The sequence below is a fragment of the Dialister sp. i34-0019-2H8 genome, assembly GCF_042846925.1.
GTDB lineage: Bacteria > Bacillota > Negativicutes > Veillonellales > Dialisteraceae > Dialister.
Genome location: NZ_BAABYQ010000001.1, coordinates 203,390 through 221,444 on the forward strand (window position 1 = coordinate 203,390; position 18,055 = coordinate 221,444).

General features: G+C 54.9%; 13 protein-coding genes. 12 read left to right on the forward strand and 1 reads right to left on the reverse strand.

All coding sequences use genetic code 11. The features are described 5' to 3' along the window. Positions 1-545 precede the first annotated feature (545 nt). The 3 genes from lpxC to lpxA all read left to right on the forward strand — a co-directional run bounded on the left by lpxC (position 546) and on the right by lpxA (position 2,989). On the forward strand, positions 546-1,376 hold the full coding sequence (gene lpxC / locus ACGG9R_RS00735) for a UDP-3-O-acyl-N-acetylglucosamine deacetylase (protein ID WP_022105982.1): 831 nt from the start codon (positions 546-548) through the stop codon (positions 1,374-1,376). Between the two features lie 96 nt (positions 1,377-1,472). Continuing rightward, positions 1,473-1,928 carry a 3-hydroxyacyl-ACP dehydratase FabZ gene (fabZ, locus tag ACGG9R_RS00740; RefSeq protein ID WP_390150313.1) on the forward strand — a complete coding sequence of 152 codons (456 nt, stop codon included), beginning with the start codon at positions 1,473-1,475 and terminating at the stop codon, positions 1,926-1,928. Positions 1,929-2,170: 242 nt separating this feature from the next. Then, a complete protein-coding gene (gene lpxA / locus ACGG9R_RS00745; protein WP_390150316.1) occupies positions 2,171-2,989 on the forward strand; it encodes an acyl-ACP--UDP-N-acetylglucosamine O-acyltransferase in 819 nt (272 codons plus the stop codon). Between the two features lie 554 nt (positions 2,990-3,543). Here the strand turns inward: lpxA and ACGG9R_RS00750 are convergent. Continuing rightward, positions 3,544-4,218, reverse strand: a complete 675-nt coding sequence (locus ACGG9R_RS00750) for an RsiV family protein (RefSeq protein ID WP_390150319.1) — start codon at positions 4,216-4,218, stop codon at positions 3,544-3,546. A gap of 338 nt (positions 4,219-4,556) precedes the next feature. Here ACGG9R_RS00750 and ACGG9R_RS00755 point away from each other — a divergent pair, with 338 nt between their 5' ends. The 9 genes from ACGG9R_RS00755 (at position 4,557) to ACGG9R_RS00795 (ending at position 18,046) form a co-directional block, all read left to right on the forward strand. Continuing rightward, entirely contained in the window at positions 4,557-5,582 is a 1,026-nt protein-coding gene (locus tag ACGG9R_RS00755) for a deoxyguanosinetriphosphate triphosphohydrolase (RefSeq protein WP_390150322.1), read from the forward strand. Positions 5,583-6,753: 1,171 nt separating this feature from the next. Next, positions 6,754-7,125 carry an ArsR/SmtB family transcription factor gene (locus ACGG9R_RS00760; RefSeq protein ID WP_390150325.1) on the forward strand — a complete coding sequence of 124 codons (372 nt, stop codon included), beginning with the start codon at positions 6,754-6,756 and terminating at the stop codon, positions 7,123-7,125. Positions 7,126-7,570: 445 nt separating this feature from the next. Next, complete coding sequence (locus tag ACGG9R_RS00765; protein ID WP_390150327.1) at positions 7,571-8,914, forward strand: hemolysin family protein; 1,344 nt, start codon at positions 7,571-7,573, stop codon at positions 8,912-8,914. A 3-nt stretch (positions 8,915-8,917) separates the two neighbouring features. Further along, positions 8,918-9,361: a hypothetical protein gene (locus ACGG9R_RS00770; protein ID WP_390150330.1), complete on the forward strand. Its 444-nt coding sequence runs from the start codon at positions 8,918-8,920 to the stop codon at positions 9,359-9,361. 364 nt (positions 9,362-9,725) lie between these two features. Further along, positions 9,726-10,535 (forward strand): uridine phosphorylase, encoded by an 810-nt coding sequence (gene udp, locus ACGG9R_RS00775; protein ID WP_390150332.1) that lies wholly within the window; start codon positions 9,726-9,728, stop codon positions 10,533-10,535. 400 nt (positions 10,536-10,935) lie between these two features. Continuing rightward, complete coding sequence (gene mnmE, locus ACGG9R_RS00780; protein WP_390150335.1) at positions 10,936-12,315, forward strand: tRNA uridine-5-carboxymethylaminomethyl(34) synthesis GTPase MnmE; 1,380 nt, start codon at positions 10,936-10,938, stop codon at positions 12,313-12,315. A 767-nt stretch (positions 12,316-13,082) separates the two neighbouring features. Continuing rightward, positions 13,083-14,954 carry a tRNA uridine-5-carboxymethylaminomethyl(34) synthesis enzyme MnmG gene (gene mnmG, locus ACGG9R_RS00785; protein ID WP_390150337.1) on the forward strand — a complete coding sequence of 624 codons (1,872 nt, stop codon included), beginning with the start codon at positions 13,083-13,085 and terminating at the stop codon, positions 14,952-14,954. Positions 14,955-15,255: 301 nt separating this feature from the next. Next, positions 15,256-15,966: a 16S rRNA (guanine(527)-N(7))-methyltransferase RsmG gene (gene rsmG / locus ACGG9R_RS00790; RefSeq protein WP_390150340.1), complete on the forward strand. Its 711-nt coding sequence runs from the start codon at positions 15,256-15,258 to the stop codon at positions 15,964-15,966. Between the two features lie 724 nt (positions 15,967-16,690). Beyond that, positions 16,691-18,046, forward strand: coding sequence for a sodium-dependent transporter (locus tag ACGG9R_RS00795; protein WP_390150343.1), 1,356 nt, complete (start codon positions 16,691-16,693; stop codon positions 18,044-18,046). Positions 18,047-18,055 lie beyond the last annotated feature (9 nt).

Below are 18,055 nucleotides of genomic sequence, written 5' to 3' on the forward strand. Positions count from 1 at the left end.
ATCAGGCTGGAGGGTTCAGGGTGAGTTCGTGGGGCGGGGCGTCCTTTGCTTACGTTTGAAAGCCTCGATTGAATGAGAAATGAGAAATTAGAAATGCGAAATGGTGGTGCGGTGCATAAAAATATGGAAGCGCCGCGGAGTATAAAATAATGGCGATGCCCGAAGGTCTCCCGGCTGGCAGGTTTCTTGTTTTGAACTTTCCAAACATTGTCCGCCTGACCGCGAATGACAAAGATTTCTCGCTTGCGCTCGAAATGACGATACGGGAGTCTGATGTCTCCTAGTCTCTTAGTCACAAGTCACTTGAGATTTCTAATCCCCAATCCCCAATCCCCAATCCCTAGCCACTCATTCCTAATCGCCAGTCACTGCTTCCGAAATTCTCAAGAAGATGCGAAAAATCTTGAACAGTTCTTGAAAAAAGTATATAATTAACTAGTTATCATGAATACATATATAACGGCATCGCGGGGACGGGGCTTTGCATCGGGGGCATTCCGGCCGCTTCCTGCCGTGATCTTTCTTTCTCATGAAAGGTACTCATCGTGAATAGAAAACAGCACACCATCCAGAAATCCGTCACCTACAAAGGCAATGGCCTGCACTCCGGGCTGCCTGTGACCATGACCATGCATCCGGCCAAAGCAGGGACGGGCATCCTCTTCCGGAGAGTCGATCTTGCGGGCGCACCGACAGTCGCTGCGAAGAGCCAGAATATCACCAATACCATGCGCGCGACTACGCTCGAGGACGGCGCGGCGAAGGTCTTCACCGTCGAGCATGTCCTCTCCGCACTCTTTGCGCTCCACATCGACAACTGCCTGATCGAGATGGACTCTGCCGAGCCGCCGGTCGGAGACGGCTCGTCCAAGACCTTTGTCGACATGGTGCTCGAAGGCGGCATCGAAGAGCAGGAAGAGACCATCCCGGTCCTCACGCTCGATCACAGCGTCGCTGTCTATGAGGGCGATAAGAAATTCATTGCGGCACTCCCCTATGATGGTCTTCGTGTGACCTTCACATCCATGAATCCGCACCCGCTCCTCGGCTGCCAGACGCTGGATGTGATCCTTGATGAAGAGAGCTACCGCAAGGAGATCTCTCCTGCCCGCACCATCGGCTTCACATGGGAGCTTGAAGCCATGAGAAAGATGGGGCTTGGCAAAGGCGGCACGCTGGAAAATGCGGTCGTCTATTCCGAAGACAAATGTCTCTCGAAGCTCCGCTTTCAGGATGAACTGGTCCGTCACAAGATCTTAGATATTCTGGGCGACATTTCCCTCGTAGGGCCGCTGCAGGCGCACATCATCGCCGTTCTCGGCAGCCACAAGCTGAATGCCGAGCTGTCCGAAAAGCTGCAGGCTCTGAAGAAATAATAATGAATCCCATCTTCTATCCTTGGAGGAAACCTTTGCCTGCGAGCGATAGTCATCATCGATAAGAACCCCGTCATTTTCAAGGAGGAAACACTTATGGAACTCAACGTAGAAGAAATCATGGAAATCCTGCCGCATCGCTATCCGATGCTTCTGGTCGACAAGATCACCGAGCTGGTCCCGATGGACTATGCGGTCGGCGTAAAATCCGTCACCATGAATGAACCATTTTTCCAGGGACATTTCCCGGGACATCCCGTCATGCCGGGCGCTCTCATCTGTGAAGCCATGGCGCAGGTCGGTGGCGTAGCGCTCCAGTATCCGGAAGAAAACAGAGGCCTTATCCCGCTGTTCACCGGTATGGATCATGTCCGTTTCCGCTCTCCGGTCCTCCCCGGCGACCAGATGGTCACCAAGGCTGTCATCAAGAAGATCATCGGCCGCATGGGCAAGGTCCACTGCGAATGCTCGGTCGAGGGCGTGCATAAGGCAGAAGCGGACTTCCTCTTCTATCTTCTCGACCCGAATGAAGGCCCGGAAGATAAGAAATAAAAGGGCAGAAGGGACCTCCGGCATCATGCCGGCTGCCGTTTGAAGTTTTTTCAAAAATTGAAAATGGTTAAAAATCAGCGAAATAGAGAGAAAATAATAATAAACGGCGACAGAACGCCGGATTTCGCTTGAGATGGAAGTATAATTCGACTGCTTGCGAACGGATTATGTATTATGAAAACTTAAATTCGCCTTCGGGCGATCAAAAGATCAGTGCAAGCTGTCATAAAGGGGAAAGAACAATGGAACTCAAAGTCTTGAAAAATGAGGCACCGGATATCCATCCGTCGGCCGTGATTCATCCGAGCGCGATCATTCACAAGAATGTCGTCATCGGTGCTTATGCCTATATCGGAGAAAACTGCGAGATCGGCGAAGGCACCATCATCGGGCCGCACGCTGTCATCGCGAAGAATGTCCGCATGGGCAAAGAGAATCACATTTATCCGCATGCGGTCATTGGAGAAGACCCGCAGGATCTGAAATTCGCAGACGAATACAGCACCGTCGTCATCGGCGATCACAATCTTCTCCGTGAATACGTCACCATTCACAGAGCGACCGGGGAAAACTGCGAGACACGCATCGGCTCTTACAATATGCTGCAGGCCTATACCCACGTCGCACATAACTGCTGCTTCGGCGACCACATCGTCATGTCCTCCTTCTCGGGCGCGGCAGGCCATGTCACTGTCGAAGACCATGCCGTCATCGGCGGCATGAGCGGCCTTCACCAGTTCGTCAAGATCGGCGCCTGTGCTATGGTCGGCGGCATGTCCAAGATCGTGCAGGATGTCTGCCCTTATGTCATCGCAGATGGCAATCCGGCCCGCGTCGTAGGGCTGAACAGTGTCGGACTTTCCAGAAATGGCATCACGCCGGAAGGCAAGAGCCTCCTCAAGAAGGCCTATCGCATCATTTTCCGCTCCGGTATGAAGCTCTCTGAAGCCATCGAAGAAATGGAACAGGACTTCCCGTCCACACCGGAGGTGGAGCATCTTCTCCGCTTCCTGCGCAACTGTGAACGCGGCCTCTGCCGTACCAGAGAAAGAGACAGATAAAAAAGCCATCAAAAAGCACCCGCAGCGTACCCCTTCGCTGCGGGTGTTTTGATTTGTCGTGCTAAGACCATCTCATTTTCCTGAAAAACGTCGGGGAAAAGTGAGGAGTGAGGAGTGAGGAGTGGAGGAAGGGGCGCGCAATTCATAAAGCGCCCCAATACCCCTTTATATGAAATTCCGCGGCGCTTCCTTATTGTTATGCGCCGCACCACCATTTCGCATTTCTCATTTCTAATTTCTCATTCGCGCAAGACTTTCAAACGCAATCAGGGGGGGCGGCACGCCCCACGTAATGCTATTAAGTTAAGCGGCAGATCATTCTTGGCTCCCCATCGGGGGAGCTGCCCGGAGGGCTGAGGGGGCTACGTAGCGGTATTGCCTGAAAATGTTGGAATATCGATAGCATCGGACTATTCAACATGGAGCGTTATACCGTTAGCATGCCCCTATTGCCTTCGGCACTTCCCCCGAAGGGGGAAGCAAGTCGTTACGGCGCTAACATTTTCCTTAACTTAATAGCATTACCGCCCCACGAACTCACCCTGAACCTGCTTTCAGATCTTACCGATCGCGATCGATACGACACCTTCGGAGTAGGGCGCGATGTCGTAGGGCTGATAAATGGCATAGACCACACGGTTCTTGCCGACGTAGAAATTGGTCGGAAGCTCCGTCACGGCATGATCGTCGAAGAGACGAATGTTCTTCTTCTTCGCAGTCACCTCGATGCACTGGTTCACATCATAGACCGTGAGATCAGGAAGGATATCCTTCAGGGAGAGGAGATCGCCGGCGCTGTTCCATGTGAGCCCCTTGGCGTGTGTTTCGCCATGCGCGGCACCGGCGCGGAGCATCTGAGAGATGAGGACGATGCTCGTGATGCCCTGCGTGTTATTGATGTAGTTGCCGATCATCCCTTCATGCCAGGTCATCCAGCCAAGCGTCTTGCCGTATTCATTCTCCGTGCGGAGGGACGCCGTGAAGTCAGCCTTTTCGCGGCCGATGACGGCATTCACCTTGCCGGCGTACTCCGCATTGTTGGCCTGCGAGAGGAGATAGGGTGTCTTCATCACCGCATGGTCCGTGTCGAAGGCATCCGTGCGGAAAGCGCCCGAGCGTTCCTGAGCTGTCGTCCCCAGTCCCGGCCAGAGCGAAGCCTCCGCAGAAGGCATCGCCAAAAGAAGCGCACCGGTGAGCGCGAAGATGGAGAGATACTTTGTGAGTTTCATGGGAAAGCCCCCTTTCTTTTCTTCATTATAGCATAAAAAAGGTTCAGGGTTAGCCCCGGGGACGTGCTGTCCCTTGATCGCGTGCGAAAGCTCTGCTCGAATGAGGAATGAGGAGTGAGGAATTAGGAGTGAAGGTGGCGGCTTCGCCGCGAAGTATATATGGGGCGATGCCCGAAAGTGGTATTCAAGTCACTTGAGATTTCTAATCCCTAATCCCTAGCTACTCATCGCGGCTTTCAAATGGAATCAAAGGGCAGCACGCCCCACGGGTGAACCCCGAACTCTTTTTTATGCTACAATAAAATAAACACACCATCATTTTTCCAAGGAGGCCTACTATGAATCCACGGGAACGGATCGAAGAGAGAGAATACGATGCCCTGTCGCCGCGCGCCTTTCATGTGAAGGAGGCGAAGCGGGCGCATGCGGAGGCGAAGGATCCGCTCCGGACGGACTTTGCGCGGGATCGTGACCGCATCCTCCACAGCAATTCCTTCCGGCGGATGAAGCACAAGACGCAGGTCTACATCGCGCCGCAGGGCGATCATTATCGGACGCGGATGACGCACACCCTCGAGGTCGCACAGATCGGGCGGACGATGGCGCGCGCGCTGTCCCTGAATGAAGACCTCGTGGAGGCGATCGCACTCGGACATGACCTTGGGCACACGCCCTTTGGCCACGTCGGGGAACAGGCGCTCAAGGAGATCTATGGCCATTTCGAGCATAATGAGCAGAGCGTCCGCATCGCAGAGAGGCTCGAACGGGACGGTGCGGGGCTGAATCTGACGCTCCCTGTGCTCGACGGCATGCTGAACCACTGCGGACCGCTCAAGGCGCACACGCTCGAAGGCAGTCTGATCAAGTATGCCGATCGCATCGCCTACCTCTGCCACGACTATGAGGATGCGGAGTCCATGGGGCTCATCACCGCGACGGATGTGCCCGAGGAGATCCGCCGCCGCATCGGGACGACGCACTCCTCCATGATCACTGCGATGGTGACTGACGTCGTGGAGCATTCGATGCAGGATGAGACGGACGGCATCCATATGTGTGAGGAGGGCGACAGGATCCTTTTGGATTTCAGGCGATTCATGTTCCGCGCCGTCTATATGTCGGATAACCTCATCCCCGATCGCGATCGCGGAAGCCATGTGGTGAAGATGCTCTTTTCCTATTACACGGAGAGGGACAGGTCGGGGGCCTGCTACGACCGTCTTCCGGAGAAGCAGCTCCGACTTGCCGGGGGTGACATTCCCCGTGCGGCTGTCGACTACATCTCGGGGCTGACTGATAATTTCGCCATCAATCTTTATGAAGACATCTTCGTGCCGAGGTATTGGACATTTAAAAAGGAGTAGCCCTGGGGCGTGCTGCCCCTTGATTGTGGATGAAAGCTTTGCTCGAATGAGAAATTAGAAATGAGAAATTAGAAATGTTGGTGCGGCGCATAATAATGAGAAAGCGCCGCAAACATAAAAGTCGGTTTTTGTGCAATAAGACGTATGATATACTATACACGTCACACTGCAACTCCCCATGCATAGTCTTGTGACTGAAGGGAGGTGCTTTTGCGAATGCTGGAATCATTTTTTCTCTCGGTCGCAGCAAGTGTAGTCGCGTACTACATTTGCAAATGGCTTGACCGGTAAAGGGGCAGTGAGTGATAAGCCGAAGCTTATTCTTGTGCTTTGAACAAGAAGAGCCCCCTTGAGATGGTCGAGATCTCAAGGGGGCTCATTCTTTTGTGCTTTTACGGATGCTGGAATCCATTTCGCATCCTCATTGTAGCACGATCACATGGGGCGGTCAAGAACTTCTGGGCGCGCATGACTATAGCTTTCGCAGGGTTCGCTTCCGATAACGACGGCGCGAAGCGTCATCAAAACTCCGCGGCACCTCATTATTTTTTGCGCCGCACCACCCCCCGTTGAACCCTCTGAACCTGTTGAACCCGCTCCCCCCTCTTTCGCACGCAATTAAAGGGCGGCACGCCCAAGGAACTAACCCCGAAGTTTGAAAGCAGGGATGAGTAGCTAGGGATTAGGGATTGGGGATTAGGAGTGACTGGGATTGTCCGGCATCGTCATCCTGAGCGCAGCCGAGGAATCTTTACTGCACTGCGGGAATCAGCGTGTATGCGCCGAGGGAAAACGATGTCCTGGTACTGCCTCACATGCGGCAATGAGCGTTCTGCAATAAAGATCGAGGGCTACGCTCGAAATGACGATGCGCGCGAAGCGCTATCAAAACTCCGCGGCGCTTCTGATTTTTATGCGCCGCACCAGCACTCCTAACTCCTAACTCCTAACTCCTAACTCCTAACTGGTGAGTAGAGCTTTCACATGCAATCAAAGGGCGGCAGGCCCATGGGCTAACCCTGAACCCCAAACCTTGAACCTCAAATCCAACCGTCCCTTGTTTGACAGTCCGCTTCATTTGCGATAAAATGTTTTCTATACATTTAAATCTATCGATGACAGGCGGCGGACAGAAACGGCGCACGTGGACTGGAAGAAGAGGGGGTTTGTTATGGATTTTCAGCCAAGTTATAAAGAGTTTGCATTGATTTTCAAAGCGCTTTCCGATGAGACGCGACTGCGGGTGATCGACATGCTGTCATGCCGGGAGATGTCTGCCTGCGACATTCTTTCGAATTTCACGCTGTCGCAGTCGACGCTGTCTTATCACATGAAGATCCTGATCGAGTCCGGCGTGGTGAATGCGCGTCGCGAGGGTCTGTGGACGAAGTACAGGATCAATGATGAGACCTTTACGAAGCTGATGGATTTCCTGCCCGAGCTGTACAAGCTGAAGGACAAGTGCATCTGCAAGCAGATCAAGTACTGCAAGGCGGAAGCACCGGAAGCACCGGAGGAAGGAAAGGACGTATTTGGCAACTAAGAAAAGCCGCCTTGATGATCTCAAGGCGGCTTTTTTACGTGCTGTGAGGTGGCTGGGGATGAGTGACTAGGGACTAGTATTGCGTATTTCGATGAAGAGGACTTTCAATCGACATACAAATGCAGTCAGAATTAACGTCGGAGCGACTTGCTTTCCCCTTCGGGCAGCTCCCCCGATGGGGAGCCGAGAACGTTCTGCCGCTTAACTTAATAGCATTACCCTAGCGGGGAAGGCTGCGATACGAGAATACCATCCTCTAAAAAAGGCGGTGAAGCCGCCACTTCACCCCTGAACCCTGAACCCTGAACCCTGAACCCTGAACCCTCAACCTTGAACCTTGAACCCTGAACCTTTATCCGTCCATCTTTTTCCCTCGCGGCATTTATTTCATGCTATAATAGAGACACATCGTTCAATAGTGTTTTCCCAGGAGGTAGAAAAGAAGATGGACGACGGCCACATATGGCTTGAACTGATCATTATTATCCTGCTTGTTTTAGGCAATGCGGTATGTTCTCTGGCGGAGATCGCCATCGTCGGAGCGCGGAAGACGAAGCTGCAGGAGCTCATCGACGAGGGCAATAAGAGCGCGGTGTATGCGCTGCGCCTTGCCGAGGAGAAGGAAGAGCTTTTTGCGACCATTCAGGTGGGCATCACCACCATCAGCATCATCACGGGTATGTTTTCAGGAGCGTCGCTGGCGGGGCCTTTGGCGAGTGAGATGGAGAAGATCTCCCTGCTCGCTCCGTATGCGCGCGAGATCAGCATGGTGACGGTGATGGTGCTCGTCACTTATTTCTCGCTCATCATCGGCGAGCTGGTACCGAAGTGGATCGCCATCGCGGTGCCGGAGAAGGCGGCGTGCGTCATCGCGCGTCCGATGATTATCATGGCGACGGCATGCCGGCCGCTGGTGTGGTTCTCCACATGGTCGACGAAGATCGTGGTGGGCTTCCTCGGTGTGAAGATGGGCGGCGAGCAGCCGGTGTCGGAGGAGGAGATCAAGGTCCTTCTTCAGCAGGGCGCGCGCCTCGGTACCTTCGATAAGGAAGAGCCTGAGATCATTGATAATGTTTTTGAGCTGAATGACCGCACGGCGTCGGACTGCATGACGGCGCGTCCGCAGCTTGACTGGCTGGATCTGGAGGATGAAGAGAAGAAGATCTGGGCGGATATGATGGAGACATCCCATTTCCGCCTGCCGGTCGGCAAGGGCTCGCTGGATGACTTCAAGGGGCTTGCGGATGTGTCGGAGATCCTGATCGATCAGCACAAGCATCCGGGCAAGCCTTTGAAAGCATCGATCATGGATACGATCCATCAGCCGCTTTTCATCCCGGAGACGCTCATCCTGACGAAGCTCCTGCAGCTCTTCCGCACGCGCGGGGTGCATGAGGCGATCGTCATCGATGAGTACGGGACGCTGTCCGGCCTTGTGACGCTGCATGATGTACTGGAGGAGATCGTAGGGGATATGCCCGGAGACAAGGAGGATATTCTGGAGGAGCAGAATAAATTCATCCGTCGCGGCGAACATGCCTGGCTGGTGGAGGGGCTGTGCTCCATTGATGATTTCCGTGAGCATTTCCATATCGAGGGAGAACTGCCCGGAGAGAAAGAGGCCTACTACAAGACGCTCGGCGGTTTCCTCACTTACCTTCTGGGCTACATCCCGAAGGAAACGGAGAAGGTCACATATGGGCGTTTTACCTTTGAGATCGTAGACTGCGACAACAGGCGCATCGACAAGGTATTGGTGACGGAAGGCACGGCTTCCGCAAAGGAGTAACAAATGGAGACGAAGAACTGGAAGGAAACGCTCTCGGCTATGAGCCGGCGGATCGATGAAGACCGCGCATTCCTGCAGAGCTACATGCTGGATCCGAGCTTGGATAACCGTCCGGCGGAGGAAGAGCGTCTGAAGGATATCATCGCTCTTGCCGATGAGATGGAGGAGATCCTGACCGACCTGATCGAGAAGGGCGGCGAAGCGGCTGTCTCTCTGGATACGGATGGGAGCGATATCAATATCGAGTACAAGACCCATACGCTGGGACGGCCCGATGGCGAAGATAATATCGACGGCGACTGGGAGCTCTCCGAAGAGGAGATGTATCCGGCCGGCGAGGAGCTGACGCTTCCAGAGGAGGAGAGGCTCATCTCCGCCAAGATTAAGAAGTGCAAGAAGCACAAAAAAGGCAAGAAGGATAAGAAAAAGAAGAAAAATAAAAAGTAAGGGCAAAGGGGACTTGGATGGGGACAAGTCCCCTTTTGTGGTTTAGGGGGAGGGTTAGCCCGTGGGCGGGGCGCCCTTTCGGGGATGAAGACTTTGGTTGAATGAGAAATTAGAAATGCGAAATGCGAAATGGTGGTGCGGCGCCAGATCCTTCGACTCAGTTCTTACTGTTCCGCCTTTACATGATCGAACATCCGACATTTCACTCCGCTCAGGATGACGAAATGCGCCGCGGAGTATAAAGGGGCGATGCCCGAAAGTCGTATTCAAGTCACCAGTCACTCGCGGTTCCTAATCCCTAATCCCTAGCTACTAATCCCCAGTCACTAGTCACCAGTCCCCAGTCACCCAAAGGAGGTCCACTATGAGAAACTATCACTATGCCAAGGCAGGCGAGGTCATGTATCACACGGGTCTTACGAAGGAACAGCTGGCGGGCGCGCGCTACGCTGTCGTGCCCGGAGATCCGGGGCGGGTGCCGGGGCTGGCGAAGGCGCTGGATCCGTCTGCCGTTTTTCTCACCTCGCATCGCGACTATACGAGCTGGCTGGCCCGCGTCTCCGGTGAGCCGGTGCTTGTCATGTCGACGGGGATGGGCGGGCCGTGCATGAGCTTTGCTGTGGAAGAGCTGGCGCGTCTCGGGGTCACGACCTTTCTCCGCGCGGGGACGACGGGCTCCATTCAGGAAGAACTTGAGCTCGGCGATCTGGTGATCGATCGGGCTTCGGTGCGTCGCGACGGCGCGTCGAAGGCCTATGCACCCGCGGAGTATCCGGCTGTGGCGGATATGACGGTGACACTGGCGCTCATGAAAGCGGCGGAAAGCCTCAAGGTGCCGTATCAGGTCGGCATCTCCGTCTCGACGGATTCCTTCTGGCCGGGGCAGGAGCGCTATGACAGCTTCTCTGGCTATGTCAGGACCTCGTATCAGGGGCTTCTCTCTGATTTTCAGGCGATGGGATGTACGAATTTTGAGATGGAAAATGCGACGCTCTTCACGCTGGCGAGCGTCATGGGCCTTCGTGCCGGCTCCGTCTGCGGTGTCGTGGCGAAACGGACGGAGAGTGAGTCCATCGCAGCGCAAGAGGTGTATGTGCTTGCAGAGGAGCGCTTCCAAAAGACAGTGAAACGGGCGCTTGAGATGCTGATCGGGCATTTCATGGTGACGCTGTAAAAAAGAGCATCCGCATAGCGGGTGCTCTTTTTGGGTGCATAAGTTTATGCTTCCGAAAGGTTGAATGCAGAAAATAAGATCTGCGCTTTATGTTTGTCCTCATAGGCTAAAAGGGGCTGAAGGTTCGAAAGGCTCACGGGTTTCTCACCTTTCGAGAATACCGCATATTTCAAAACTTTGTGGTACTTCTGGTTTTTATGCGCCGCACCCATATGCCTCACTTCTCACTCGAAAGCAGAGCTTTCATTGGCGATCAAAGAGCGGTACGCCCAAGGGGCTGACCCCAAATTCCCTAGCCACTTCCTTCTGTGTTCGTTATAATAGGATAAAAGTGAGCAGTGACTGTCCTCCAGTCACTGCCATGATTTGTGGGATTACCATTCCGAAGGAGTACCAACCTATGTACGAAGAGACCACCATCGCGGCGATCGCGACCAGCCCGGGCGAGGGCGGGATCGGCATCATCCGCATTTCCGGCATGCAGGCGGCGGATGTCGCAGACCGCGTATTTCATACGAAGAAGATCAAGAGTTTTCATGAAGCGGAGCCGTACCGCATGTATTTCGGCCGTGTCATGGAAGGGGATCGGCAGGTGGACGAGGGGCTCGCCGTCTACATGAGATCGCCGCATTCCTATACGGGCGAGGATGTCGTGGAGATCCAGATCCACGGCTCGATGGAGGCGCTCCGCCAGACGCTCTCGCTCGTTCTGGAAAAGGGGGCCGTCCCCGCGCACCGCGGTGAATTCACGAAGCGGGCCTTCCTGAATGGCCGCCTCGACTTGTCGCAGGCGGAAGCCGTGATGGATATCATCGAGGCGAAGGGGGCAGCGGCGCTCTCGCAGGCAGAAAGCCATCTCTCGGGCGCGCTTTCCTCCTTCGTGCGTGCTTCGCGCGACCAACTGAAGGATCTGATCGCCAAGCTCGAAGTCACCATCGACTATCCGGAGGAAGACCTGGAGGATCTCACGAATGAGGAGATCGAAGAGGGGCTTTCTGCCATCGATTCATCGCTTCGGAGGCTGCTCTCTCGCTCTGAAGAGGGGCGCATCATCCGCGATGGCCTGCGCACGGCGATCGTGGGCCGCCCGAATGCAGGGAAATCGAGCCTTTTGAATGCACTTTTGCAGGAGGAGCGGGCCATCGTGACGGACATTCCCGGGACGACGCGCGACACCATCGAGGAGTCCATCAAGATCGGCGGTGTGCCGCTCATCCTGATGGATACAGCCGGCATCCGTGAGACGGAGAACAAGATCGAGCGCATCGGCATCGAGCGCGCGAAGAAGTCCATGGAGAAGGCTGACCTCATCATGGCAGTCATCGACGGCTCTCGCCCGCTCTCGGAAGAGGACCGCGCGCTGCTCGCCTCTCTTCGCGGAAGAAAGGCGCTTGTCATTCTGAATAAGTATGACCTGCCGCAGGAGATCGAGACGAGAGATGTGAAAGCACTCGCCGGGGATATTCCGGTCGTGCCGATCTCCGCTCGCTACGGCAGCGGCATGGCCGAGCTGGAGGAGGAGCTTCATCATATCACTCAGCATCAGGATGTCTCCGCGGGCCGTGAGCTCTTCTTGACGAACCTGCGGCATGTGGATCTGGTGAAGAAAGCTCTCGCGGCCGTCCGCCGCGCCGAAGAGTCCATCCACTCTGGCATGCCTGCGGACTGCATCACCATTGATGTCACCGAGGCGTGGCATACGCTGGGGGAGATCACCGGAGACACGGTGGATCAGGAGCTCATCAATTCCATCTTCGAAAGATTCTGCGTGGGGAAATAAAGGTTGTCTGGTTCAGGGTTCGGGGTTCAGGTTGCGCGAAGGGGACACCGCACAACGTCATCCCGACCGAAGTGGAGGGATCTCTATGGCAGGCAGGAAATCGACGTATGTTTGGTGACGGGAAACGAGAGGTATTGAGGATGCTACCAGGGCACAATCTTCGATAACCGTTATGCAAGAAAGATTTCTCGACTACGCTCGAAATGACGATACGAGAGTGCCGCTAATCTCACAGCCAGCGGGCATCGTCCCGTTTCGTCATCCTGAGCGGCGAGAAACGTCGTATGTGAGATAACGAATGCCAGAACAGCTGCGAGCTGAGCCGAAGGATCTCGGCAAAGCCGCTACCACCATTTCTCATTTCTCATTGTGTTCACCCCGAACCCTGAAGTTTGAAAGCAGGGATTAGTGGCTAGGGATTAGGAGTGACTAGTGACTGGTGACTTAAATGCCACTTTGGGGCATCGCCCTATTTATACTCCGCGGCGCATTTCGTCATCCTGAGCGGAGTGAAATGTCGGATGTTCGATAATGTAAAGGCAAAGCAGTGAGAACTGAGTCGAAGGATCTGGCGCCGCACCAACCCTGTTGAACCTTCCGAACCCTTAGAACCTGTTGAACCCTCCACCCCGAACCCCGAACCCGCCAACCTTCTTCTATTCTTTCTTTGAAATGGACGAAAAAATTTTATATAATAAGACTTTGGAATATAAGCAATCAACAAGTGCAGGAGAAGAGCTCCTGCGAGGCAAAGAAAGAAGGATACCATGTATCTCATTGATACGTATGATGTGATCGTCGTCGGCGCAGGCCATGCAGGCTGCGAGGCGGCACTTGCGGCAGCGCGCATGGGGATGAAGACGCTGCTCACCACGATCTCTCTGGAAAATGTCGCCATGATGCCATGCAATCCGGCGATCGGCGGACCGGGGAAGAGCCATCTTGTGAAGGAGATCGATGCACTGGGCGGTGAGATGGGCATCGCAGCCGATGCGACAGCCATCCAGATGCGCATGCTGAATCTCGGCAAGGGGCCGGCGGTCTACGCGCTCCGTGCGCAGTCGGACAAGAACAAGTACCACACCTATATGAAGAAGGTGGTGGAAAATACAGAGAATCTCGACCTGAAGCAGGTGCAGGTGATGGATATCCTCGTGGAAGACGGGGCATGCGTCGGCATCACGACCGAGCTTCATGAAGAGTACCGCGCGAAGGCAGTCATTCTGGCGACGGGGACGTACCTCGACAGCGAGATCATCATCGGCGAGACGATGTACTCCGGCGGCCCGAATGGCATGCGTCCCTCGGTCGGTCTGTCAGAGAATTTGAAGAAGCACGGGCTAAAGATCCTCCGCTTCAAGACCGGCACGCCGAGCCGTGTCGATATCCGAAGTCTGCATCTGGATCATATGGCGCTCGAAAAGGGCGATCCGATGAACCATGCCTTCTCCTTCATGAATGAACGGGAGGACAGAAATCAGCGAAACTGCTGGCTCACCTATACCAATGAGGAAACGCACCAGATCATCCGTGATAACCTGATGCGCGCCCCGAAGTATGCGGGCAAGATCCACGGTGTCGGTGCGCGCTACTGCCCATCCATCGAGGATAAGGTCGTCCGCTTTGCCGATAAGAAGCGTCACCAGCTCTTCATCGAGCCGGAAGGCCTTGACACGAATGAAATGTACGTCCAGGGCATGTCGACGTCCATGCCGATCGACGTGCAGTACGCCTTCCTGCGCACCATCCCGGGGCTCGAGGATGTGAAGCTCATGCGTCCGGCCTATGCGATCGAGTATGACCTCTTAGACCCGCTCCAGCTCTATCCGACGCTCGAGGTGAAGAAGCTCCCGGGTCTCTACTCCGCGGGACAGGCAAACGGCACGAGCGGCTATGAGGAAGCCGCGGCACAGGGGCTCATGGCCGGCATCAATGCGGCGCTCAAGATCAAGGGAAAAGAGCCTTTCATCCTCGCCCGCCACGAAGCCTACATCGGTGCGCTCATCGATGACCTCGTCACGAAGGGGACGAATGAACCGTACCGCATGATGACCAGCCGCAGCGAGTACCGCCTGATCCTCCGTCAGGACAATGCGGATCTTCGCCTCACCGAGAAGGGCCATGACATCGGTCTTGTGACAGAAGAGCGCTACGCGCATTTCCTTTCCCGTAAAAAGGCCTATGAGGAAGCGATGGCCTATATCCATGCGAAGCGCTTCACGCCCAAGGCGGCTGTCAATGCAGCGCTTGCAAGCGTCGGCTCTGCTCCGCTCACGACAGGCATCGGCGCGGATAAGATCTTAAAGCGTCCCGAGATGACCTACCAGACCATGGTCGATGTCCTTGGCTGCCCCGCTTTCGATCCGGAGGCCATCGAGGAGATGGAGATCACGGTGAAGTACGAGGGCTATATCGCCCGTCAGGAAGCCGCCGTCCAAAAGGCAGTGCGTATGGAAAAGGAAAAGATGCCGGAAGATATCGACTATCTCCATCTGGACGGCATCTCCATCGAAGCCCGCCAGAAGCTCGATCAGATCCGCCCGCTCTCTCTGGGGCAGGCCTCCCGCATCTCCGGCGTCTCTCCGGCGGATATGTCGGTCCTGATGGTCTACGTGAAGCGAATGAAGGGAAATCAGTGACTAGTGATTAGGCTGATGCTGCATCTACCCCCTTCCTCAGGAAGGGGGATGCCCGAAGGGCAGGGGGGTGGCCGAGGAAGGCGGGATTCGCGGTTTGCATACTGCAAGCGAGCATCGTCCCTTTTCGTCATCCTGAGCGGAGTAAAATGCCGTTTGTTAGAGAAGTCGTGTTCAGAAAGTTGGGGACTGAGCCGAAGGATCTCGGCGAAGCCGCCACCATAACCTTGAACCCTGAACCCTGAACCTTGAACCCTGAACCCATATATCACCATTCTCAAGTAATTTTGAAAGGGAAATCAAAATGACAGTTGCAGAAATGATGGAAGCTCTGGGTCTCGCAGCGAATGAGGACGCGGCGAGAAAAATGACAGAGTACAATGCCATGCTGATGGCCATGAACAAGAAAGTGAATCTCACCGGCATCAAAGACGGGGAAGAGAGTCTCATCAAGAACATTTATGACTCCATGACCGTCTATGACCCGGCCTATTTTCCGCAGAATGGCCGCGTACTTGACCTTGGGACAGGCGCCGGATTTCCCGGCGTGCCGCTCGCGATCCTGCGTCCCGACATGTACGTGGTGCTCGTGGACTCCATCCAGAAGAAGCTCACCTTCATCGAGGATGCCTGCCGCGAGCTGGGCATCCGGAATGTGAAGTGCGTCCATATCCGTGCAGAAGAAGGCGGCCGCCGCAGAAAGACCCGTGAGTCCTTCGACGTCGTCACCGCCAGAGCCGTGAAGGCGATGCCCGTGATCTCAGAGTGGGCAATGCCCTTCGTCAAGGTCGGCGGCGTCTTCTGCGCCATGAAAGGCCCCGGCGCGGAAGAGGAGCTCAAGCAGGCAGGCCGTATCCTGCGTGAGCTCCATGGCACGCTCGAGGAAAAGAAGGAGCTCACCCTCCCCGCCGGCGACCAGCGCGTGATCCTCTATATCAGAAAGACTGCGCCCTGTCCTAAGACCTATCCCAGAAAAGTAGGTATCGCAGAAAAAAAGCCGATCATCGGAGAATAAAAAAGGAGTTGTGAAATAACGATCATCTCATTTTCGCGTTCCATCTGCCGCGGGGACTTGCAGCTCTTATAAGAGTGACCGGGAAATCTTATCCCAGCTGTCTTTCATGCCATAGTCACCCTATCCGCCCCTTTCGGGCACCTTCCCCTAGAGGGGAAGGCTGCGATACGAGAATGCCATCTTCTAAAAAAAGGCGGCGAAGCCGCCACGAGAACCCTGAGCCCTAGTTACCAGTCAACGCACTCCGCTTTTCTCCCTCCTTCCTTTGGAAGGAGGTGCCCCGAAGGGGCGGAGGTTGGCTGCGTGAATCGGTATTTTCACACACGGGGATGCCAACCCCGCCTCGCTTCGCTCGTCTGCCCCTTCCAGAGGAAGGGGCGAGAATGATTCTTGATCGGGCATCGCCCCATATATAATTGCGGCGAAGCCGCCACCTGAACCCTGAACCCTGAACCCTAAACCCTAAACCTTGAACCTTGAACCTTGAACCCTGAACCCTGAACCAAATGAAAGCAAAGTAAGAAGGAGCTGTGAAGAAATGAATCCTCATTTCTTCACAGTCCCTTTTTGGTTGGAGTGACCGGCAGAGAGCAGATGGCAGGGAGGCGGACGAAAGGTCTGCCGCCTAAGGCCGTCGCACGTCCCGCTTTTTCCGTTCTTCCCTTGAACCTTCCCTGCATTCCGTGTAAAATAAATGAGATTATGCATTTGGGAGGATATTTCAATGAATGAACGTGATAGCTTCAAATCCCGTCTGGGCTTCCTGCTGGTCAGTGCAGGGTGCGCGATCGGGATCGGGAATGTATGGAAATTCCCCTATGTGACAGGCGAATACGGCGGCGCGGTATTCGTCCTCTTTTACCTGCTCTTTCTGGTGCTGATGGGCATCCCCGTCATGACGATGGAGCTGGCTGTGGGCCGCGCGAGCAGAAAAAGTGCAGTCAAGGGCTACGCCGCGCTGGAGAAACCGGGCTCGAAGTGGCATATCCATGGATGGTTCTGCGTCCTTGGATGCTATCTGCTCATGATGTACTACACGACGGTATCCGGCTGGATGCTTGCCTATTTCTGGAAATTCGTCAATGGCACCTTCGCCTCTGCGAAAGCGGACGGGGTCGGCGAGGTCTTCGGCGCGATGCTGGCAAGTCCCTGGGAGATGGGCTTTTTCATGGCGATGACGGTCGTCGGCGGATTCCTCGTCTGCGGACTGGGGCTCCAGAGTGGTGTAGAGCGCATCACGAAGATCATGATGCTCTGCCTTCTTGCGCTCATCGTCGTGCTTGCCGTGCATAGTGCATTCCTCGAAGGCGGCGGGCCGGGACTCTCCTTCTACCTGCTTCCGGACTGGGAACGTGCGGTAGAAGCCGGTATCGGCAATGTGGCATCCGCCGCGATGAATCAGGCCTTCTTCACGCTGTCCCTCGGCATTGCCGCGATCGAGATCTTCGGAAGCTACATGTCGGATGATTTTACGCTGGGGGGAGAAGCCGTGCGCATCGCGATGCTCGATACCTTCGTCGCTATCATGGCAGGGCTCATCATTTTCCCGGCGTGCTTCGCCTACGATGTGCAGCCGGATCAGGGGCCGTCGCTCATTTTTATCACCCTTCCGAAGATCTTCGGCCACATGTCCATGGGCCAGCTTTGGGGATCGCTCTTCTTCGTATTCATGACCTTTGCAAGCTTCTCGACGGTCACGGCAGTCTTTGAGAATCTCATCGCAAGCAGCATGGATAATTTCGGATGGAGCCGCAAGAAAGCGGTCCTGCTGAATCTGGCGATCATTTTCGTTTTCTCCATCCCCTGCGTTCTCGGCTACAATGTGCTCTCCGGCGTGCATTTCCTCGGAGACCGCGATGTCCTGGACAGTGAAGACTTCCTTGTGAGCAATATCCTGCTCCCGGCAGGCTCTCTCATCTACCTGCTCTTCTGTACGACCAAGTGGGGCTGGGGCTTTGATAAGTACATCGCGGAAGTCAATACAGGCCGCGGTCTCAAGATGCCGCTCTGGCTCAAGCCATATTTTCAGTATGTACTGCCTGTGCTGATACTCGTCATTTTGATTCGAGGACTGGTATAAAATTAGGAA